The sequence below is a fragment of the Coleofasciculus sp. C1-SOL-03 genome (assembly GCF_040220555.1).
In the GTDB taxonomy this organism is placed as follows: Bacteria; Cyanobacteriota; Cyanobacteriia; order Cyanobacteriales; family Coleofasciculaceae; genus Coleofasciculus.
Genome location: NZ_JAVJUO010000247.1, coordinates 1 through 22081, shown reverse-complemented (window position 1 = coordinate 22081; position 22081 = coordinate 1). Strand labels below are relative to the sequence as shown.

The window sequence follows — 22081 nt, the reverse complement described above, 5'->3', positions numbered from 1 at the left end:
TGGATAAGAATATTTATCTATCGTGTTTATTTGTTGTCGATGAATTTAGGTTTAATCATTTTTGAAAATCACCCAATAGTATTGTTAAAGAAAATCGATAACAAAACCCTTACAAATTCGCTTAATATACGAACATAAAATAATGCCATTTTCCAATGACACTAGAAAATATTAAGGGCGTTTTTTCTTTTATAAGAGAATAATGAAGCGCATATTTATCGAAAAAATACAAGATTTGGCTGATTTATTTGGTAAATTTAGTGAGTATACTAGATCTTTGATGATTTCATTAAAATTAACATTTGAATAGAGAAGAATCTATGTCCATCAAAGGAGTGATACAAGGGTTTGTTGGTCAAAAAATTGAATCATCTACAAGTCTTTAAAATGAGTTCATTTATATCTGTGGAAAAATTATGAAAGTAGCGCCAATCCATATCTCAAACCTTGAGAATCAAGAATTTTTACACGAATCCGCTGAGAGGGTAGAACTGATTGAGCAGTTACTGGCAATTGGTACAGCCCTTTCGAGTAGTAATGATTTGGAGGAACTACTCAGACTGATTTTATCCAAAAGCCGGGAAATTACATTCAGTGATGCAGGAAGTCTGTATCTGATCGATCACACTCAGGCGGAGCCGAAATTGTTATTCAAGGTGGCACAGAATGACTCGCTACCCAACAAGCCATTTAACGAGTTCGTAATGCCTCTGAACCGTAAAAGTTTGGCAGGATACGTAGCGTTAACGGGTGAAAGTTTAAACTTGGCGGATGCGTATCAATTGCCCGCCAATGTGCCTTACGCCCTTGACCGCAGTTTTGACACCAATATGCCCTATCGGACTTGCTCGGTATTAGTGTTGCCGATGCAAAAACCAGACGGGGAAATTATTGGCGTCTTACAACTGATTAATCGCAAGCGCCGCCCCGATGTCATGCTCACACCCAAAAACGCTGTGGACGTAACCCAGCCCTATTCAGACTGGGAAGAGCGGATTGTGCGATCGCTGGCGTCTCAGGCGGCGATTTCCATTGAACGGAATCATCTCCAAGAAAGTATCGAAAATCTGTTTGAGGGCTTTGTCAGAGCCTCTGTGCAAATTATTGAGACACGAGACCCGACAACCTCGGGTCACTCGGAACGGGTAGCAGAACTCACCGTGCGACTCTGTGAAGAGACGTCGGCAATCACCAAGGGTTCTCTGAGTTCGGTGTATTTGAACGATCGCCAAATCCGAGAACTCCGCTATGCGGCATTATTACATGACTTTGGCAAAGTGGGAGTCCCAGAAGCCATTTTGGGCAAGCGCAAAAAACTCTATCCCTCCCAGCTAGAGGTGATTCTCCATCGCTTTGCCCTAGCGCAGCGCACTCTAGAAATGGAATGCGCTCACAACAAGTTCAAGTATTTACTCGAACATCCTGACCATCGCCATGACCATAACAACTCAACCTCAAGCTGTCCTCACTGCCAAAAACTCGAACAGCTTGATACACAACTAGCTCAAGCCATTGAAACAATCAAGCATTATCGGGAATTTGTGCAAAAACTCAATGAGCCAGAAGTACTGCTCACTCGCGATTTTCAGGCATTTACAGAAGAGACATTAACTCAACTGACTACCCTCTCCCAATACACGTATCGAGATGTGGATGGTCAAATCAAACCCCTGATTACCAAAGCAGAGATGGTTCAATTGCTTGTGCCAAAAGGAAATTTAACCCCTGAAGAGCGTCTGGGCATTGAATCTCATGTTACTCACACGTACCATTTTCTCCAACGCATTCCCTGGACAAAGCACCTCAAAGACGTTCCGATAATTGCGTTTGGACATCACGAGAAACTCGATGGCAGTGGCTACCCCAGAGGCTTAAAGCAAGATGAAATTCCCATCCAAACCCAGATGCTCACCGTTGCTGATATCTATGACGCCCTCACTGCCAGCGATCGCCCCTACAAGCGTCGGCTCCCCCTAGAAACAGCACTGAAAATCCTGCGACAAGAAGCTGCCAAAAATAAAATTAACGGCGACTTAGTGGAGTTATTTGAGCAACGTCAGGTTTTTAGCGTTTTGGGTCATTCCGTTACGTAAAATCTCTGTAAAACCTACCAATAAGTAGGTGGACAGGTGGACACAATAAAAATAAAAGCTAACGGTTGAGAACTCGCGCCAGCGAGAAGCAAGCTACGTCATTTGTCATTTGTCCTCCCCCACCTGTACGGACACGGCACCGCCGTGTCCCTAGGGAACCTGTCCAAATGGAACCATGGGTTCAAGTCTCGGTCACTTTCTCGTCCCACAGTTATCACATCGGCAAAAACGCTCAGACCAACAATTTGCAATTCTTATCTTTTCGCCGAGTTTTCCCCACCAGATTCCCCAGTGTTTCCACATGAAATTTCCAAGTTTTCCACAAATTACCCCTAGTTTTCCACAGGCATGAACGGCGGGATCGAGCCTATCCCCTCCTATTGGGGATTTTCCCCATCAAGGCGATGGAGACGATACTAGACTGAATTTGTGTAAACTAATGTAACAAAAAACGGCTTCAAAGGCTGATTCCATCGTTAGCATTTTGGCGATTTGAGTGACCTTGTAATATTTCGTATCATTGACAACCCCACCCCATCTCAGTTGAGAATAGTGCGACCTACCCATAAAAAAACTTGAGACATCTCAAAGCAATAAGAGCAGTGGGTGCTGTGTCTAAGTCTATTTGCCGCCAGGTTTTAGCTACAGTAGCCGATTTCCACAGACATGTAGAGAGCGAGCAAGGTGGCTTTTGTCCCAACACGCTATTCGATAGAGAGGTAACTATGAACGCAACCGTCAGCATCTTGGCAGAAATCCCTGAAGACCTACACGAGTCCCTCAAGCGCTACCTAGAAACCCATCCCACTTGGGATCAAGACCGGGTTTTTGCCGCAGCGCTATCGCTGTTTTTGCTCCAAAATGGGAATGGTAAGACACCCGAAGCCTCCCAGACCTATCGGGCTTGCGCTCGTGTCTACCTAGAATCCCTATTTCAGTCTCCTCCTGCCTGAGTGAAGTAGTGAGATGGAGAGCTGAGGGAACTGGGGAAGCAATGTAGAGACGTGCCATGGCACGTCTGGGAGCAGGGGAGGACAAGGGAGAATTTCCCTGCTCACCAATGACATAAGATCATAAGCTGTTCCCTGTTCCCTATTCCCTGTTCCCTGTTCCCTATTCCCTAACAAATGACAAATGACAAATGACAAATGACAAATGACAGTTTAGTGATTCCTCAGCTAATTGTAGGTTTGGGTAATCCCGAACCCAAATACGACAAAACCCGTCATAACATTGGTTTTGAAGTCGTCGATGAGCTAGCCCGTCGGGTGCAAATCTCTTGGAGCGAAAATCGTCGCTTCCAAGCGTTGTTGGCAGAAGGACGTAGCTTAACGGGTGACAAACTACGTTTACTCAAACCCCTGACTTACATGAATCGTTCTGGGCAAGCGATTCGCGCTGCCATAGACTGGTATAAAATGCCCCCAGAGTCAGTTTTAATTGTCTACGACGAACTTGATTTACCTGTGGGGCGGCTACGTCTACGCCTGTCGGGTTCTGCGGGAGGACACAACGGCATGAAATCTGCGATCGCCCATCTGGGAACCCAAATTTTCCCCCGCCTACGTATTGGAATTGGCAAGTCTGACCCAGACAAGAACACCGTCGGTCACGTTTTGGGCAAATTCTCTCCTGAAGAATCTAAGATCATTGCCGAAGTCATTCCACTCGCCGTTGACGCCATAGAACTCTCGCTTAAGCAAGGAGTCGAAAAGGCAATGAGCCTCTACAATAGCCGGATAATTGATGAACCCCGCCCTACTTCGTGATACTGCTGGCGAATTTAACATTCTGCCCTAGAATGACCGAAATAGGTTAGAGCGGCTAACTATTTTATTGGATTTCACGCTCTTTGGTAACATTCGCCAGCAAAGTCCTGTCAGGGGGGGGGTAGGGAGACGTAGAAGCCGATAGGCTCGGAAAAAAAACTGTCACCTATTGACTTTTGGGGGCATAATTTGGTTAAAACTATATATGAGAATCCTTCACATAAATTTAAGCATTAAGCGAGGTAGGTGAAACTATGGATTGGCGGTTACTCATTGTCTTGTTGCCTATCCTCTTAGCCGCAGGCTGGGCTTTGTTCAATATTGGTGCAGCGGCTATTGGTCAAATTCAGGCGTTTCTGAATAAATCCTGAACAGGTACTGGATAGACACAAATACATGTTGTAGAGACGTAGCATGCTACGCCTCTACATGTCTAATATCGCTCTAATAAAAGTTTGACTTCGGCGTCTAAATCAAAATCCTGCATCGCCTCCCACTCGGCTTGTCGGACTGCCAAATAAACATGAGCCAAATCCTCACCCAAGGCGTCGAGGAGTACGGAGTCATGTCTAAGCTGTTCGATCGACTCGGCTAAGGTACTGGGCAATCGCTCAATCTTAGCCCCTTGGCGTTCAGCATCCGTCATCGTACCGGGGTCTACCGATACAGGCGTTGCCAGTTCTAAGCCTTGGCGGATACCATTAAGTCCTGCTGCGATCGTTGCCCCTAATGCTAAGTAGGGATTCGCTGTCGCATCTATGGTTTTGAATTCAAAATGAGACGGACTCGGGGGTTCAGGATGCGTGGGGACACGCACAGCCGCTTCCCGATTATCCCATCCCCAACACCGGAATGCCCCACTCCAACACTGGGGTAAAAGGCGGCGGTAAGAATTGGTAGTGGGTGTTGTCAGCGCCATCAAACCGGGTAGGTGGTGCAGAATTCCGGCGATAAAATGACGCGCAATATCGGACAGTTCGCCATTCCCTTCTGGATGGGGAATGAGATTTTCCCCCTCTCGCCAAAGACTCAGGTGCAAGTGACAACCGCTACCTGCTTGATTAGTAAAGATTTTCGGTAAGAATGAGGCGATACGATAATGTTGGAGTGCGATCGCTTTAATGGTTTCCCGGTAGGCAATCTGTTGATCTGCCGCACTGAGGGCGTTGGTGTAGAGGATGGAGATTTCCTGTTGACCGGAACCGGATTCGGGATAATATTGCTCAACCAGCATTCCCTGCTCGATTAACGCTTCCGCCATCTGATCAATGATCCCTTGATGCAAATCCATCGCCATCGTCGAGGCAAATACGGTTTCATCCGCAGGTGCAATGCCCTCAGCCGTTCGCTGCAAGAGATAGAACTCATTCTCAAAGGCGGCAATCACCTCTAACCCCTCTTGGTTCGCCTCCGCAACCATACGTTTGAGAAAATGACGGGGACAGAGACTCCAAGGCACACCATTGAGCATCATATCGCCCATAACACGGGCGTGACTTGGGCAATAGGGTAAAGGGTTCAGCGTACTCCAGTCTGGCACGAGACGGATTTCACCCACCGGTCCAAACCCACTTCCCGCCACAGGCGCATCATACATGACCGGAACGGCTTGTTGAGCCGCCGAAATACCCACACCATGGCTAAGGTATTCGGATAAGGCTTTCCGATGGACTGCCTTACCCCGGATAATATTGGCATTGTCGCACCAGAGAATGCGGACAAATTGAATTCCAAGCTGGTCAAGGTTTTTGAGTTGTTCTTTTTCCATGCATTTTTGGGTGGGCTAGCGACTGGGGTTTGAGCCAGTTGATCGATGCTGGCAACCTATCCGGCACAACGCTTTCTGAATTTAACGTATCCCAGCGCGATCGCTCAATTTTCTGGGTTTCTAACTCAGAGTAGATCCACAAATTAACAGTTCTTAATATAATGAGAAAATACACGGCTGATATAAAGGAGCGATCGCGTGCTAACCCTAGACCGCCTTGGAGAAGAAACTCTTAACCGAATTGCGACGTTGGCGCTGTCCAGCCAACTCGATGATGCCAGAAAACTTGATGTGCGAGTGAAAACAGACCCCTCCCTGCTAGCTAAGGGTCAATTAGAATCCCTAGCGATTTACGGTGAGGGATTAATCATGGAACAGGATATCCGTCTACAAGAGATGGTGATTCGGCTAGAAACCATTGCGGTTGCTCCCTTCAAAGCTTTAACGGGCAATATTGTACTGACCCAACCCACAGACGGGAAAGCCCGGATTGTCATTGCCCAAGCTGATCTTAACCGCGCCTTCAACTCCGATGTGTTAGGGACTCAGCTTCGTTCACTCCAGGTTCAGATTGAGGGTAAGCCGCAAACGCTCAACGTCAACCAGGTACATTGTCGCCTATTAGCCGAAGGTCGAGTGGGTCTTGATGCTGATGTCCGGCTGAGTCAAAGTGATGAAACGCAACGAGTGTCGTTTACTACGACTCCGAGAGTCAGTGATGACGGGCGCAGTGTTGTTCTAGAGAAGGTGGAATACGCCCACGGAAAAGAACTCTCACCCGAACTTACTCAAGCCTTAGTCGCCAAGGCGGGTAAGATATTACACTTAAGCCACTTTGAAATGCCAGGGATATCGCTACAGATGCATCGTTTGGAGGTGACAGAAGGTCAACTCACCCTGCAAGCCGTAGCGCATGTGACGCAATTTCCATCCGTATGATGCTGAAGGGATGGCTAAGAACGCTAAAAAAGCGACTGGGTGTTGGGATGTGGAGAAAATCCGAACAGCTTAACAGTTGTTCGGCATTTAGACCTTAATGTGAATGGTACTGACTGGTATGTTGGTGGGCAATGCCCATCCTACGGTATATCAAGGTTTCGGCGAGCCAAGCCACACCCAACCCCTCTCATCAGCCTCCCAAAGCACTCCTACCCCATCCGGGTTAGTCACCGCTGTTATAATTCGGGCTTGCTGCACAAAGCCAAAACCGCAAAGCCCATCAATACTTTGAGCTTTATTGACAGAAGGTTTGATTCAAGGAAATCGGGTAGTATTCTTCATAAGTAGAATAGCACTGAAATAAGCATTTGGGGAGCGCCAAAAGCCTTTATCTATCGTAGGGTGGGCATTGCCCACCAGCCTTAAGTCAGTGACATTCTTCATAAGTATGGCATCACCTTGCTCAGGAAAAATGTACCCTTGCTCCCCCAGCTCGCCATAGTGCCATGGCACGTCTCTACATTGGCTTCCCCAGCTTCCCCTCACCACAACACTTATTCAGCAGCCCCTTTCAGTCCGCGTAGGCGGACTTTGTTTGTGTAGCAGCGATTTTAATCGCCTCCTCTTGCTAAGCCAATGTTATTCTATAAAATATTATATTTTGATCGAGATAAAGTAAACCATGTCTCGTGCTACCCCTTATCAACCATTACTTCTGAGACTGTTGCATGGTATCAATGGGCTAATTGTCATTTTAGCCATCATCACGTCCTACTGGGTTTATGACACCTACGATGGACGATTTGGTCAACTCTCTCTGCCCCAAATTCCGGATATTATTGGCATTCATGGTACATTTGGCAAAACCTTACTGCTAGCCGTAATGCCAGCGTTTGCCTTATACAGTTTCCATTTAGGGTCTAAACGCTTGGTTCAACCCGATTCGTTTCAAAAACTCAGGCAACTGGGTAAACCTATCGGTTGGTATAGTCTGCATCGGATTGTTAATACGGTGATGTTATTAGCGGTTACTTTTTCCTTAGTGACTGGCAGTATGGTCAAAGAAGAATGGTTACCCAATGGGGAATTAAATCATATTTGGTATTATCTGCACTTAACCGGATGGGTGATATTAGTTGGATGTTTAGCGATGCACTTGTTAATCAGTGCCAAGGTAGGAGGATTACCATTCTGGGTATCTATGTTTAAGCTAAACTATCGTCCAGAGGATTCTCCAAAACGGTGGATTCATACAGTGCGTTCATTCGTCCAGCGTGAGGACAGATAATATCATATCCCGAAAGGCAGAAGGCAGATGGCAGAAGCTAAGGAGTAAAGCGTAGTGCTATAACTGTTTAGATAAGCATGATATGAAGCGAAATACGCTACTTATTGTTATAGAAATTATCGTCATTGGCGGGATTCTATTTGGTTGGATTGCCCCCTTATTATTTCCCTCAGAGGAACCGGAACAGAGTATACATCTTGCAGGAACATTACCAGCAATCTCTGGAACAATCGAGAAAGAAAAAGATTTGATAATGCCGACTGGACATCAATTACAGGGGTAAATAGACTAGCCTTAATCGAATGGTACACTCAGATGAGGCTGGTGGGTTTCGACTTCGCTCAACCCACCCTACTGAAAAGGATTCTTCAACACCAGTTTAACATCAATTACAGGGGCAAGTAAACTAGCCTCAATCACCTCATCTCCAGTCATTTCTCCAATTCTATACACTTTTCCCTCAACTACTCTAACCCCCCTCTGCGCCCCTTTGCGCTACCCTCTGCGTCCTCTGCGTTAAAAATAGGTACATTGCCAAGGGCGCAAAGCTTTGCGCCCCTACGGTTTCCGGGCGTAATAATTCATCAAATTAGGTGTGCCATGCCACTAGATTACAACTTAATATCTCCACCTCAAAACTCTACCGAATTCTTTCTCAAACAACGTTCCAAATAAATTTGGGCAACTTGATCAGTCGGGTTAATCTGCAACACCGCCTGAAAGAGTTGAACAGCGTCTGAAAAATGTTGCTGATCATAATAAAATAATGCTTCAGTAAACAGTTGCAACGTCGCTAACTTACTCGCTTTCTCCTCTGACAGATCAGCATCAAAGACTTCATAAACCGTCACTAATTCTGATTTCCCCTTAACGTGAACCTGATCAATCCGACGAATGGCATAATCCGCTGGATGCTGTAATTTAGAAAAAGTATGATGGGAAATTAACAACGCAACCCCTATTAAACAGTGCCATAATCCCATCACCAATATACTTATCAATAAAGCCGTGATTTTCTCGAATCGCGGGTTCCATCCGCGAGAGATAGGAATTAATAAATTGAAAATTCTCCGTCGGCGTCATCCGTTCTGAGAGGGTGGTGAAATTGCGAATATCCGAAAACAGAATAGACATGTCTTTCTGCACTTGATCCCCCAATTGCACCTCAATAATGCTTTCTTTGTTCAGCAGTTTCAGAAATTCATGGGGAACAAAGCGACTATAGGCGATGTTAATATTAGACAGTTGCAAATGAGTTTTAATCCGGGCAAGCAATTCGTGTTTAGAGATAGGTTTGGTTAAATAATCATTTGCCCCGACATTTAAACCAATCACCAAATCCGATACCTGATTTTTAGCCGTTAGCATGACGACAGGTAATTCATTAGCCGGAAACTGTTGGCGGATTTTTTGGCAAACTTCATAACCAGTCATCCGGGGCATCATCACATCGAGTAAAATTAAATCAGGCTTAAAGCCGTTTTCAATGGTTGCTAATGCCTCAATACCATTCGACGCCTGGGTGATGGCATAATTTTGCAAGGATAAATGGTTAACCAGTACCTGCAAATTCACGGGTTCATCATCAACAATCAAAATTTTAAAGGGATGGGTTCCCGGTTTATTAGCTGTGGCGATGGTAAATGAATGTCCGCCAGAGGCTGAATCACAGGGAAGCGGAAGCACAGATAATTCTCCCGTTTCTGAGTTAATCCGACGGTTAATTGGGGAACGTTTATTGATACTAACCGGGGATTTATTCGCCAGGGGTAGGGTAAAATGAAACTGAGAACCTACGCCGAGTTGAGACTCTACCCAGATACTCCCTCCATGCAACTCGACTAGCTTCTTAGTAATCGTTAATCCCAATCCTGTACCGCCGTATTCTCTCGCCGTGGAACCGTCTGCTTGGGCAAAGGAGTCAAAGATGCGATCGCGTTTAGTTTCAGGGATACCTATCCCGGTGTCAGAGATGGTAATTGCCAGGATTGGTTGGGGTAATTTTTGCGAATTCACTTCTATCAATTCATCCGGTTTTGCGGCGGTAACTACTTTTGCCGAAACTTCAATCACCCCTTTATCCGTAAACTTAATCGCATTGCCAATTAAATTGTGCAGAATCTGTTGTAAGCGATTTTCATCGGCGTTGGCGGCGGGTAAATCCGGGGGAATGGCGTTAATGAGTTGTAACGATTTGCCGCGAATTAGGGTTTGGCTGAGGGTAAGAACCACTTCCACCAATTCTCGCACACTCACAGGTTTGAGTTGCAATTCCAAGGTTTGATAGCGGAGTTTGGAAAAGTCGAGGATATCGTTGACTAAGTTAGCCAGTCGATGTCCACTACTGACAATCATGGCTAAATTTTGCTGTTGTAATTCCGACAAGGAACCTGCTGCACCGTCAATTAAGGACTCAGCAATGCCAATCATACCATTTAAGGGAGTCCGCAATTCGTGAGAGGTATTGGCTAAGAATTCATCTTTAATTTTATCGAGGCGTTGTAATTCTTGATTCTTAGCTTCTAAACTAGCAAAGGAGGTTTGTAATTGCTGCGCCATAGTGGTGAATGAGTGGGCAAGTTCTCCTAATTCATTGGCACGTTCAACCTCTATTTGATAATCCCATTGACCTAATGTTAAGGCTTTCGCCGCCCTATTTAAACGGACAATCGGTTGAATCACCCATTTAGCCGTGAGAATTCCCGCCGCGATCGCGACAACTAATGCTCCCAGACATAATAGAATAGTGGAACGTGTATTGGCTTCAATCTGTTCCATAAAGTCAGCTTCTGGAATCACCACGACAATCAGCCAATCTAAGCCATAGTCATCCCGCAAGGGTAACACTTGCACAAATTGCCGTTTACCATGGAGTTGAAATTCTAACTGTTGAGTCTGTTGAATCTGCTGTAAGTCACCAAAGTGATTGGTTAAATATTCAGCGGTTGCTTGGGTGAGGGAATTCCGACTATCAGAACCCAAAAATCGTTTCAGTTGGCGGTTGTGGTTACGGAATGGGGTTTCAGTTGTAGAAGTTGCGACTAATAAACCGGATCGTTCCATGATAAACGCTTGTCCCGTTTTGCCAATTTGCAAACTCCCCAGAAAATCCCCGACTTGGGAGAGACGCAGAATGCTGGTTACCACACCCAAGAGATTACCATTTTGATCATAAATCGGTTGTGCTGCACCAATTTGCAGGGTTTCTTCAACAAAGTGGGTATAAATCTCACTCCAGGTGGGTTTTCCGGCGGCTACGGCGGCTTTATACCAAGGGCGCTGGCGTGGATCAAAGTTTTCTGTAATGCTGAGGAGTTGAACGCGATCGCCTTGATTATTTATAGAATAAACGTAAAAGTTATTATTCGTTGATTCTCCAGCGACGCGAATCTCCAGCTTGCCATTATCACGCCGTTGCACACCAATAAGTTCTCCTTGTTCATTGCCAATTAAAACAATACCGATTGATTTTTGTAGTTGCACTTGACGCCATAAATACCGTTGCCATGGCGGTAAATTGTTGAGTGTCAATAAGTCTAGATTTATGGCATTAACATTACTTTGATTAATTTGATGGGGAGTCGCGATATAAGTTCGTAGATTTTGTTCAATACGTGCGGTAATTTCTTGACGCAGTTGAGTCGCCACCTCATTCACCGCTTCTTGTCCATTGCGAAAGGATAGCCACCCCGTTAGTCCAACAGCGGTGACGATTTGTAAGACAAACGGTATGACAAAAACTGTTTGCAAGTTGACTTTCCTAGAAATCTTTGCCACTCCGCTTTTGACACCATGTATTACCATCGGGATAATTGAGCTATTTTTTAGGGGGTTAAAGGTTTATTCATTGAGCTAAATGATTAAGTGATTAGTTTGGGAATTTCCCTATTTTAGTCGATGGAAAGAAAAAGCGCTATGCCTAACCTGCGGGTAGCGGTTTATCTATACGTTTTTCCTATGTTTTACTTTGAATTTACTTGATGATGCAATGAGATCCCTCTAAATCCCCATGGAACAAAAAGCGAAGCATCCTCTGGTTTCCCCATGGAACCAAAAGCGAAGCAACATCTGGTCTCCCCCATGGAACCAAAAGCGAAGCAACATCTGGTCTCCCCCATGGAACCAAAAGCGAAGCAACATCTGGTCTCCCCCTTTTTAAGGGGGACGGAAGGGGGATCTAAAAGGGGGACGGAAGGGGGATCTAAAAGGGAAGAGGGGGATCTGTTATTAAGTAACGGTTCAGCCTTAAATTGTAGGCTATCTTAGCTACTGAAGTGACGCCGGAAGCGAGGATCAAGATGATGTTTTTTCTTTAAATTACAGGAACGGCAGAGAGTTTGTAGGTTGCTGATGTCATTTTGACCTCCACGGGCAAGGGGAATAATATGATCAATTTGCAGTTTGGTGTCTAGTTGGGTTTTACCGCAGCTTTGGCATTGGTAATTGTCGCGTTCAAATACATAGTTTCTCACTTCTGGCGGAATGGGAATTCGTGGCGTTTTTTTCATGGGTTTTCTGGCGTTTCGGGCGCAAGCCTTGCGCCCCTACAATAAATGGGAATTGGTTTGGCATTGGGGAAATTACTGGCTATCTGTTTTATGGTTGATACCAGTTGTCCACTTGTAAACATTGAATCAGAAAGAAGTTTATCGTTATTGGCTACAGAGATAACTTCTTCATTGTCTAAAGGTTGGAATTTATCTTCCATATTTATCTCCACAATTATCAGTCATTTACCTAACTGTTCCACTGTATGACTCTTGGGAAAAAGATTGGGTTAACATCCCTGAGTTTATGGTTTTTTCGGGCGCAAGCCTTGCGCCCCTACAATAAATGGAAATTGGTGGCGTTTTGTTTACTGGTTGTCTGATTGATTGTCTTGGTTGATCCTCTGACGCAAATCATCAAGCGGCGATTCTGGCTGGGAAATTTCGGGTTCATCAGGCTTAAAATAGAAGTTAATTTCCTGAATTTCCCATTGTGGTTGATTGTTAGGTTCATCAGAAACAGCACTATAGTTCAAATCTACTTCAACCAGAAGTTTTCCTTTTTGCCATCTTTGATAGCCCAATCTTAAAATTTCACACTCTTTTGCATCACTGGGCAATAAAACTTTTATGGTTATATCGTTTGCCTGACATCCATGGAAGTTATTTATGCTCCAGTTTGTAAACTGATTTCTTATAGCATTTATTGTTCTTTGACTTGTTGTTCTCGTTTGTATTTCACTTTTAATTTTTTTCTTAAAATAACCAAATTTAAATAATGAATCATCACTAAAATACAAAACATCTTCATCATTAAGATCCAGTATTTTGAAATTATCGTCCATGTCAAGTATCAGTTGAATTTTGCATTGCCGCTGTTCATGGGCGTTTCGGGCGCAAGTCTTGCGCCCCTACAATAAATGGAAATTGGTGGCGTTTTGTTTACTGGTTGTCTGATTGATTGTCTTGGTTGATCCTCTGACGCAAATCATCAAGCGGCGATTCTGGCTGGGGAATTTCAAGTCTATTGCTGGTTGATGTTTCTTCAATTTCAGGTTCATCCGGACAGAATTCTAGAGTGAGTCTAACTTTGCCATTCTGCCAACCTTTACCTTCATGGGTGAGAACTTGACATTGTATTCCCTCATTCCACCAAGCATTTGCCTCTTTTTTGTCTCGTCGTCTTGTGACTATAGGCTTGGGCGACGGAGAATGTATTAAGTAACCCATCCAGACGTTGAATCATTTGATGTTGAAGTTGGCGAAATTCCATCTCAAAGGCATTACAACTATTCGTTACCGCCTGATTTACTTCTTCAGCGATGTGAATACAAAACTCCCTTCCTACCTGCTGCAATTCCTGATTCAGCCGTTCTAACTCCTGGGCTTTCATCGCCTCTATTTCGTGAGGTTGACTGTCTAAATCTCGCTGAATTCCCAGATAATGTTTCTTGAGATTAATACATAAGGGTTGTAAGTCATCCGCTAGATTGGCAAATAACTGTGGACGCTTTTCCTCGGTAAGATAGCGCGTAATGGATGTGCGAAACTCTTCAATCCCACTATCTTGAATCAGTTTCTCAATCAGTGGTAGTCCCCATTCACTAAGAATCCGCACATAGTTCTCTGCTGGCGTTTCATACCCTCGGACAGAAGGTTTAAATTCACTTCCCACAAACTTACCCGAACCACAATACCGATTAAATTCATTCACGAATTGTGGCGTTTCCTCTTGAATACCCGTCCCTCTGACAGCCTCGGCTAAAATAGAATCTAAGCCAAAGCGATCGCGTTCTGTGGTATGCTTAATCTGACTGCCATAAAATCCCAGTAATCCGCTGGTTTTGTGAACTTTGGGTGTATCCCAGAATTGGCGACGAATTAAATCATCGAGTCGCTGTCGCAATTGGCTGTTATACCAGGTTTCATCAATACGATTGAAAATATAAAAGACGCGATCGCGAATTCCTGGATTACTGCGAATCGTCTCCAGTAGTTGCGTTTCCTCCGTTGTCATATCCCCGGCTAAGGCGGGTTTCAATACACAAACCACGGCGGAGGTGTCTGAATTTTCTATCTTGGTATAGGTTAACTGGGCATCTTGCTTAACAGGTGCATCAATTCCTGGCATATCAATTAAAACATTACCATCCTTTAACAAGGGATGATGGCAATAATATTCAATCCGCTTGAGAACCGCACTATTACTTCCCCGACGCGCATAACCCGCTGCTTGTTTAAGATTAGAAAAATCAAACTGCTCCATCGAATACGTCGCATGGCTGGTAGAATGGATGCGATCGCGGTTTGCTAAAAACCCTGCCATTAGCAAGTCCAATGCCTTTGCTTGTTTGGCGCGTTCTGACTTACTTTCTCCGCCTTCCTGTTGAATAATCTCTTGACATCCTTGACGCAACGTGTTAATTTCATCCGGCTGCTGAATATGATTCGCGGCTTTTGCGGCGGCGGATAATCCCAACTTCTGACATAAAGCTACCGCCTGTTCCCGAATCTCTGCTTCACTCAAAAATGTTAGCACCACTCGTTCTTGATCTGTGTCCGCATAAGCGATATAACATTCTGTACCTGTGGCGTGTCCCTCAGCGCTATAAAGTAGTTCTCGTTCTAATAGTGCATTAATTAGCATCGATTTCCCCGCACTAAATGCACCTGCAAAGACAATCTCAAATGTGGGAGAAATGGCTTTTTGTAGAGAGGCTTGCACAGACGTGATATCCGGGGATGCGCGTAATGATGGCTCTTGATGTAGTAATTGCAGAAGACTGTCTACTTGGGCTTGCAGGTTTTCACATTGAGCTGGCGTGGATGTCATGATGGTAGCGATTGAGCGAAAAGGTGTTTAGTTTGATTGTATCGCCAGTTTAATTTAGACCTTACGCATTGACAAAGTGAACAGAATATGTACACAGCAGATATAGCATGGGTGGAAAATTTTCCAGAAACAGAATTGACCAACTCTGATTTTAATTGAATCTAAGCGATTCAATTGACTTAAAAAAGAATGGCTCAAACCTAGTGAATATACCATCATTGATAACTAAGGAGCCTATCATCTGATCCGAGTTACTCTAAGTAGGTATGGGTATTCAACCGGACATGATATGACCCGTAAACTCACACTTGGGGCATTTCCAATTTGTAAAAAGCCGATATAGCTATTCTCTAAACCAGCGGGTTTCTTTCACTTATTTCCGGAATTGACGCACTGGAATCTGAACCACAAACTCGGTTCCCTGCCCTAACTGACTGTGACAGAAAAGCTGACCGCTATGTTTTTCAACGACGATTTGATAGCTAATCGATAATCCTAAACCTGTGCCTTCTCCCACTGGTTTAGTCGTAAAGAAGGGATGGAATAGTTGTTGCTGAACCTGCTTGGTCATTCCGGGTCCATTATCGATAATTCGGATTGCTACCTCTTGGTTTTCTAAGAGTTCGGTCTGAACTCGAATTGTGCTAGGATTGGTTTTGATATCGTCCAGTGACCGCTTTTTGTTTTGCTCATCAATGGCATCAATGGCATTGACTAACAAATTCATAAATACTTGATTAATCTGTCCAGCGTAACATTCAATCTTGGGCAGATCACCATAGTTTTTAATAATCTGAATTCCCGGATTCTCGCCTCGTGCTTTGACTCGATTTCGCAGAATCATCAGGGTACTATTAATGCCCTCATGAATATCGACGGCTTTCATTTCCGCTTCAGCGATACGGGAAAAATTCCGCAGGGAGTAGACAATTTCACAAATCCGCTCGGCTCCCACTTTCATTGAATCTAGCAGTTTGGGTAAGTCTTCCACCAAAAATTCCAGATCGATCGCGTCCATTTCGGACTGGATTTCGGGGGTGACTTGGGGATATTGCTGTTGATAGAGTTCGATTAACCCCAATAGATCGGCAGCATAGTCACTAGCATGAACTAAATTACCATAAATAAAGTTCACCGGATTATTAATTTCATGGGCAACTCCCGCGACTAACTGTCCTAAGCTGGACATTTTCTCACTTTGCACCAACTGCGCTTGGGTTTTCTGGAGTTGGACGACGGTTTGCTCAAGCTGTTGGGCGTGGGTTAAGGCTTTGGCTTGGGCTTTGCAACTTTGTTCGTAGAGTTCAGCTTGTTGCAGTGCGATCGCTAATTGCTCGGCGATGGTACAAATTAACTCCACCTCGGCGTCTTGCCAATCGTAGGCTCGATTGTCCATCATCAGCCCTAGAGCGCCCCAAACGGAGTTACCACAGTGCAGAGGAACCAACAACCACGCTCCCGGAAACTGTTGCGCGATGGCTGTATTGGTGGCGTCTACAAAACACCGGCTATCATTAATCCGCACCACTTCTAAGCCTTTGAGTCGTTCCGCGATTGGGTTATTTTCATCGGGAATCTCTACACCCAAGGCTTTTGGTAAACATTCACGGTGACACGACTCTGCCACATTCAACCACAGCTTGAGATCGGGTATATAGTGGCAAATTAGAGCGCGATCAACTTGCAACAGGTTCTCAATTTCCTGGGTGGCGGTGGAAAAAATTGTCTCTAAGTCTAGGGAACAACGAATCTCATGAGTCAGGTGATTAATCACTTGTTCTCGTTTGAGGTGATACTGAGCCTGATGGTACAGTTTACTGTGACCGATCGCGATCGCCACTTGGTCGGCAATGGCGGCGATTAATTCGACCTCGGAGTCTTGCCAGGAATCGGGATGACGGGTTTTGCCTAAGCTTAAACTCCCGATTATCTGGGAATTAAACTGCAAGGGCACCCATAACCAAGCCCCCGGAACGTCTTGGTTAAATGGACTCCTATCCTGCGTAATAATTTCTAATTGCTTGAGCCGTTCGGCTAGGGGATGACTTTGATCGGGAATTTCCTGTCCCAGCGTACTCTGATCCGAGGGAGAGCGGCGATAGTCTGCTACGGATAACCAAGACTGGCGTTCTGGCAAATATTGGACAATTTCCGCCTGATCCACGGGTAACAGTTCGCCAATCTCTTGAACGGCTGTCTCAAAAACCGTGGTTACATCCAACGAACGGCGGATGGCTTGAGTCACTTGATTGATCACTCGCTCTCGCCAGAACAGAGATTTTGCCTGTTCGTAGAGTTGGCTTTGTTGAATGGCAATAGCTACCTGAGAGGCGAGCCCGTCGAGTAAGTCAATCTCAAAGGATTGCCATTGTCGGGGGGCGCTACAGTGATGGGCAATCAGTAGTCCCCATAAGCGGGTTGGGCTTTGGCTGGGGGTTTGGACATCGAGTTGGGATTGTGGAGTAGGTAGGGGTTTTTCACTGTGGACAATTGGTACAACCAGGTTAGCTCGTACCTGGAATTTGGCGAGTACGTCAATATAACATTGGCTCAGATTGGCTGCATAGATATCATCCAGGGTTCTGACTCGACCTTGTTGGTAGCGTGAGAGGTAGGTTTTCTCAAAACAGGGATCGTAGATGTGGTTGCCTAAAATCGAACACCAGCGCGGATCGACGGATTCGACCACCACCTCACCACTCCAGTCGGGATTGAAGCGTAAAATAATCACCCGATCGGTTTGCAGCACCTGGCGCACTTCCGCCACAGTACGTTCAAGAATGTCCTCTAAGTTCAGCGATTGACGGATGCGTTGAGTAATCGCCCCGACTAACTGTTCTCGCTGAACCTGTTGTCGCAGGGTTCCTTCTGCTTTTTGGCGTTGGTGGATTTCAGTTTGGGCTTGCTGATAGAGTTCTGATTGTTGAATGGCAATAGCGGTATGGGTGGAAAGGGTTTGCAGTAATTCGATTTCCCAGGGTTGCCATTGGCGGGGGGTTTGGCACTGTTGAGCCACCAGTAATCCCCACAAGCGTTCCTCATGAACGATGGGAACGACTAAGTTGGCTCTAACTTGAAATTGAGCCAGTAATTCAATATGACAGTCGGTTAATCCAGCATTATAGATATCTGCGACGGATTGAACCCGCCCTTTTTGGTAGAGGTGGATATAGTCTTCGGCAAAGTAGCGATCGTTGATAATGGTTCCGGAAATGGGTTTCCAGCTTACGCCCACGGATTCAACCTCTACCACACCACTCCCATCTCCATGGAGGCGAAAAACCAGCACGCGATCGCACGCCAAAATCTGCCGTACTTCCGCGACGGTGGTATTGAGAATCTCGTCTAAGTCTAAGGAATAGTGAATCCGTTGCGCGATCGCCCCAATTAACCGTTCTCGCAGATATTGCTGTTGTACGGCGGTTTCAGTTTGTTTGCGATCGGTAATATCGATGCACGAGCCGATATACCCCAAAAACTGACCACCGGGAGTAAATCGAGGTGTTCCTGTATCTAAAATCCAGCGATAGTCTCCATCGGCTCGTCGCAAGCGATATTCCATGCGAAACGCTTGACGAGCATTAAACGCCTGCTGATACGTCTCTAAACAGGATGACAAGTCGTCAGGATGCACCCCTTCAGCCCAACCATTACCCAGTTCTTGTTCCAGAGTGCGTCCAGTAAATTTTAACCAACCCTGATTAAAAAACGTACATAACCCATCTGTACCAGACATCCATAACAGTACCGGGGCATTATCTGCCATGGTGCGGAATCGGGCTTCACTCTCTTGCAGAATGTCTTGGGTATATTCATTATCACTCAGTTGTTCTATTGTCGGCTCAGCGACGCTAGGTACTAACCGATCCACCTCTAGCTGGCGTTTATCTTCAATCGATTGCCGATTTGTGGTATCACGCAAGCGATAAAGTATTGTCCCTCCCTGAATCGAAACCTGCTTAACATTAACCCATAAAGTACGGGGTTTGCCTGCCTGATCAGTAATGTTTATCTCAATATTACGAATAGTTCCCGTAGCGGCTAACGCTTGCCAATTCACGGGCTGGTTTCCCAAAAGTTGAGTAATATTACCTAGAGCGCGGACTTCAGATAAAGAATAGCCAAAAATAGAGGTGACATTGGGGCAGATATAGGTAAAATCACCATTGTCATTGGTGATTAAAACTGTCTCATTATTCTGGCTTAGAGTAGTTTGGGGCAACTCAGGTGACATTGACGCCGCCATTTCTTCTGACTTAGCCGCCCTCATTTCTTCACAAACGAGGCTAATGACCGAATTTAAGCCAGTTATCGGGATCAAACGGATTCTTGCTTTAACCCAGATCATCCTACCATCTTTACCAATCAATCGAGTTTCCCAGCGATGGATTTCAGTTGGATGCTGGCTTAGATGAGACAATAGGGCGTGATACTGGTGTTTGCTTTCTGGATCAAAAAGCCGATGAATTGGCTTTTGGACTAGCTCCCAAAAATCATACCCCAAATAGGCTGCACCGAACTGACTTACATCCAAAATTACCCCATCAAAATTATGGGTGAAATAGATGCAGGGAAGTGTTTCATACAATATCCGCATCCATTTTAGTTGATCCGGACTATTGCCTGTCCATGATAATTTCCCAGGCTGATAATTATTTTTGGCAATGTTCATCCATTGGGACTTTTTTAACTCGAACCTTTTCATAAGTTTACTAATGCCAATTCGATAATCAGTTGAGGCATTTTCTCGATCATAACTCTCAAATTATTATTTATTTTTCAGAGTTAGAGCAATGCTTGTAAAAAATATTTAACTTTAACGGGAGATTTAGACAAGAGTTAGCCTCATTCATTCACGTCAAATCAAATTCCAGACTAACCCTGAAACCTTTTTCCCTGTCTTCAGAGAAACTCAGGCGCAGCGATTGTTCTGACTGGTTATCGCTCGCCTTTCATCTCTACGGTTTCTTTTTCCCAGACGCACTGAACTTAGGGATCATATCATGTCTAAACGTTGCTAAAAAAAACACGGTTTATTTCCGTCTCTCCAGATTCCTGCATCCCTTTCTCATTCACAGGTTCAATTAGACATGATCTGACAATGCATCAAGTTTCTGGACTATCTAATCATAAGCTAATACAAATTCCCACGACTGTGACAGAATCCACGAATAACTTTAGAAAACGTTATAAATCCGTTACGTATTTTGATTTACTATCCAGTTAAGTTTATTTGTCTTTACAAAAACCCCAATGGGATGCCCCTGCATCCCTGTAGGCTAAAACCTTCTATTGTATCATGTCTGCCTAAACAGTCATCCTGGATTGAGGGAACTCCGCAGATGGGGGAGATGTTAGCATGAGCGAAGTGGGGCGAAATGAGTAAACTCAAAACTTACCACTCCCCCTACCGCTCTAAAGACTGACTTGAGACAAATAGCTGCGGGGATCGAAATGACGGCTTGCCCGAATTTTTTCGTAGTACTCCCGCTCAACTGCCGTGATATCTTTTGGTGTAGCGATGACAATCCGCACCAGTTGATCACCGCGTCCACCTTTCGGTTGAGTCCAGCCTTTGCCGCGCAACCGTAAGGATTGACCTGAGCGAATCCCGGCTGGCACATTAACACTCACTTTACCATCAGGAGTCGGCACCTCAATCGTGGCACCTAATACAGCCTCATCGGGCATCACTGGTACTTCACACAGAAGGTTATCACCCTCAAACTGGAAAAAGCCATGAGGTTTCAGGTCTACAATTAAGTACAAATCACCCCGTTGCTGGTTGTATTGGCTCACTTGACCCTTACCTCGAACCCGAATCCGACTTCCTGGTTTAGCACCGGGCGGAATCCGTACTTCGATGACTTCACTGCCCAAATTAATCCGTTTTTGCGTACCTCGGAAGGCATCAGACCAGCTTAAGGTAATTGTTGCTTCCCGATCCGCCCCAGCTGCGGCGGTTTTGCCACTTTCATAGCCAGCGAAATCATTAAAGCCACCAAAGCCACTGGTAAAGTCATTAAAGCCAGCACCCGTTGCACCGCCTGGAGTAGAGCGATAAGTGTAGGTTCGACGATTTCCTCGACTTCCTCCAGGCGTCCCGGTTGCGGCTGTATTGAAGCGTCCTAGAAGTTCATTAATAAACTCGTCAAAACTACCGTATTGACCAAAGTCAAAATTACCGAAATCAACATTAGCACCCCCGGCTCCAGGGTATCCACCTTGTCCGGCTTGCTTCCAGTACTGACCAAACTGATCGTATTTCTTGCGTTTTTCGGGGTCAGACAAGACTTCGTAGGCTTCATTCACTTCTTTAAATCGAGCCTCGGCTTGTTTGTCACCCGGGTTCATGTCTGGGTGGTATTTCCGCGCCAGACGGCGAAAACTCTTTTTAATTTCATCAGCACTAGCCGTCTTGCTCACTCCTAGGACGGCATAGTAGTCTTTAAAGTCAGTTGCAGCCATGAAGGGTTTCTCCTCTACTCCAAGGATTTAATCGATAAACTGGGCTAATAGGTCTCTACCTCAAAGCTAGAGTAACAAACCTCAGTGTCGGTTTAAGTTCGGATCTTTCTCACTCACGCGATCGCAATTTCCACACCTGATGCTTCCAATACAGAAGCAGCGGCATTTTTTCTATCATGCCGCTATATCCACACAATCTAACTCCGTGTGGTTAGCAGTTGACACTCTCCGGTCTAAAGACACGGAGATTCTTGGTTCCCCGACTCGCCGTTAGACGACAGGATTGCTCCAACCGTCCAAGAGGGCAAATCTCCCCAAGCGTAAGTTCCGGTGTGCCCCACCGTACTTAATCCTTTTTGCAGAATGTTTAAACTAGCTGCGATATCCCTGTCCTCAACATACCCACAGTTACCACAAACATGGGTTCGTTGAGACA

At 45.2% G+C, this 22081-nt stretch carries 15 protein-coding genes and 2 pseudogenes; 7 read left to right on the top strand and 10 right to left on the bottom strand.

The features are described 5' to 3' along the window. Positions 1 to 416: 416 nt before the first annotated feature. From RIE73_RS36840 to RIE73_RS36825, 4 genes are all read left to right on the top strand, one after another. Positions 417 to 2093, top strand: coding sequence for an HD domain-containing phosphohydrolase (locus RIE73_RS36840; RefSeq protein WP_446405885.1), 1677 nt, complete (start codon positions 417 to 419; stop codon positions 2091 to 2093). 725 nt (positions 2094 to 2818) lie between these two features. Beyond that, positions 2819 to 3046 carry a DUF2811 domain-containing protein gene (locus RIE73_RS36835; RefSeq protein WP_446405884.1) on the top strand — a complete coding sequence of 76 codons (228 nt, stop codon included), beginning with the start codon at positions 2819 to 2821 and terminating at the stop codon, positions 3044 to 3046. Between the two features lie 195 nt (positions 3047 to 3241). Next, a complete protein-coding gene (gene pth, locus RIE73_RS36830) occupies positions 3242 to 3862 on the top strand; it encodes an aminoacyl-tRNA hydrolase (protein WP_446405883.1) in 621 nt (206 codons plus the stop codon). A gap of 254 nt (positions 3863 to 4116) precedes the next feature. Next, the gene (locus RIE73_RS36825; RefSeq protein ID WP_446405882.1) at positions 4117 to 4233 is read left to right on the top strand and encodes a photosystem II protein Y; all 117 of its coding nucleotides are present in this window, start codon (positions 4117 to 4119) and stop codon (positions 4231 to 4233) included. Positions 4234 to 4295: 62 nt separating this feature from the next. Here RIE73_RS36825 and RIE73_RS36820 read toward each other — a convergent pair whose 3' ends face one another. After that, positions 4296 to 5630, bottom strand: a complete 1335-nt coding sequence (locus RIE73_RS36820) for a glutamine synthetase family protein (protein WP_446405881.1) — start codon at positions 5628 to 5630, stop codon at positions 4296 to 4298. A gap of 198 nt (positions 5631 to 5828) precedes the next feature. Between RIE73_RS36820 and RIE73_RS36815 the strand changes: the two genes are divergently transcribed. From RIE73_RS36815 to RIE73_RS36805, 3 genes are all read left to right on the top strand, one after another. Then, positions 5829 to 6569: an LmeA family phospholipid-binding protein gene (locus RIE73_RS36815; protein ID WP_446405880.1), complete on the top strand. Its 741-nt coding sequence runs from the start codon at positions 5829 to 5831 to the stop codon at positions 6567 to 6569. A 682-nt stretch (positions 6570 to 7251) separates the two neighbouring features. Beyond that, positions 7252 to 7857 (top strand): cytochrome b/b6 domain-containing protein, encoded by a 606-nt coding sequence (locus RIE73_RS36810; RefSeq protein ID WP_446405879.1) that lies wholly within the window; start codon positions 7252 to 7254, stop codon positions 7855 to 7857. 82 nt (positions 7858 to 7939) lie between these two features. Beyond that, on the top strand, positions 7940 to 8140 hold the full coding sequence (locus tag RIE73_RS36805; RefSeq protein ID WP_446405878.1) for a hypothetical protein: 201 nt from the start codon (positions 7940 to 7942) through the stop codon (positions 8138 to 8140). Positions 8141 to 8489: 349 nt separating this feature from the next. Here the strand turns inward: RIE73_RS36805 and RIE73_RS36800 are convergent. The 9 genes and pseudogenes from RIE73_RS36800 to RIE73_RS36760 all read right to left on the bottom strand — a co-directional run. Then, a pseudogene (locus RIE73_RS36800) lies at positions 8490 to 11661 on the bottom strand (response regulator). Between the two features lie 458 nt (positions 11662 to 12119). Then, on the bottom strand, positions 12120 to 12365 hold the full coding sequence (locus RIE73_RS36795; RefSeq protein ID WP_446405877.1) for an HNH endonuclease: 246 nt from the start codon (positions 12363 to 12365) through the stop codon (positions 12120 to 12122). Further along, positions 12362 to 12565 (bottom strand): hypothetical protein, encoded by a 204-nt coding sequence (locus tag RIE73_RS36790; RefSeq protein ID WP_446405876.1) that lies wholly within the window; start codon positions 12563 to 12565, stop codon positions 12362 to 12364. The genes RIE73_RS36795 and RIE73_RS36790 overlap by 4 nt, the downstream gene beginning before the upstream one ends. 147 nt (positions 12566 to 12712) lie before the next feature. Beyond that, the gene (locus RIE73_RS36785; RefSeq protein WP_446405875.1) at positions 12713 to 13189 is read right to left on the bottom strand and encodes a KGK domain-containing protein; all 477 of its coding nucleotides are present in this window, start codon (positions 13187 to 13189) and stop codon (positions 12713 to 12715) included. 97 nt (positions 13190 to 13286) lie between these two features. Next, positions 13287 to 13574, bottom strand: coding sequence for a KGK domain-containing protein (locus RIE73_RS36780; RefSeq protein ID WP_446405874.1), 288 nt, complete (start codon positions 13572 to 13574; stop codon positions 13287 to 13289). Beyond that, a pseudogene (locus RIE73_RS36775) lies at positions 13510 to 15177 on the bottom strand (dynamin family protein); the annotation flags it as partial. The pseudogene RIE73_RS36775 and the gene RIE73_RS36780, both read right to left, overlap by 65 nt. A 373-nt stretch (positions 15178 to 15550) precedes the next feature. Further along, complete coding sequence (locus tag RIE73_RS36770) at positions 15551 to 19849, bottom strand: GAF domain-containing protein (protein WP_446405873.1); 4299 nt, start codon at positions 19847 to 19849, stop codon at positions 15551 to 15553. A gap of 743 nt (positions 19850 to 20592) precedes the next feature. After that, entirely contained in the window at positions 20593 to 21645 is a 1053-nt protein-coding gene (locus RIE73_RS36765) for a DnaJ C-terminal domain-containing protein (RefSeq protein WP_446405872.1), read from the bottom strand. A gap of 233 nt (positions 21646 to 21878) precedes the next feature. Then, positions 21879 to 22081: zinc ribbon domain-containing protein (locus RIE73_RS36760; RefSeq protein ID WP_446405871.1), on the bottom strand; the 203-nt coding region annotated here is incomplete at its 5' end.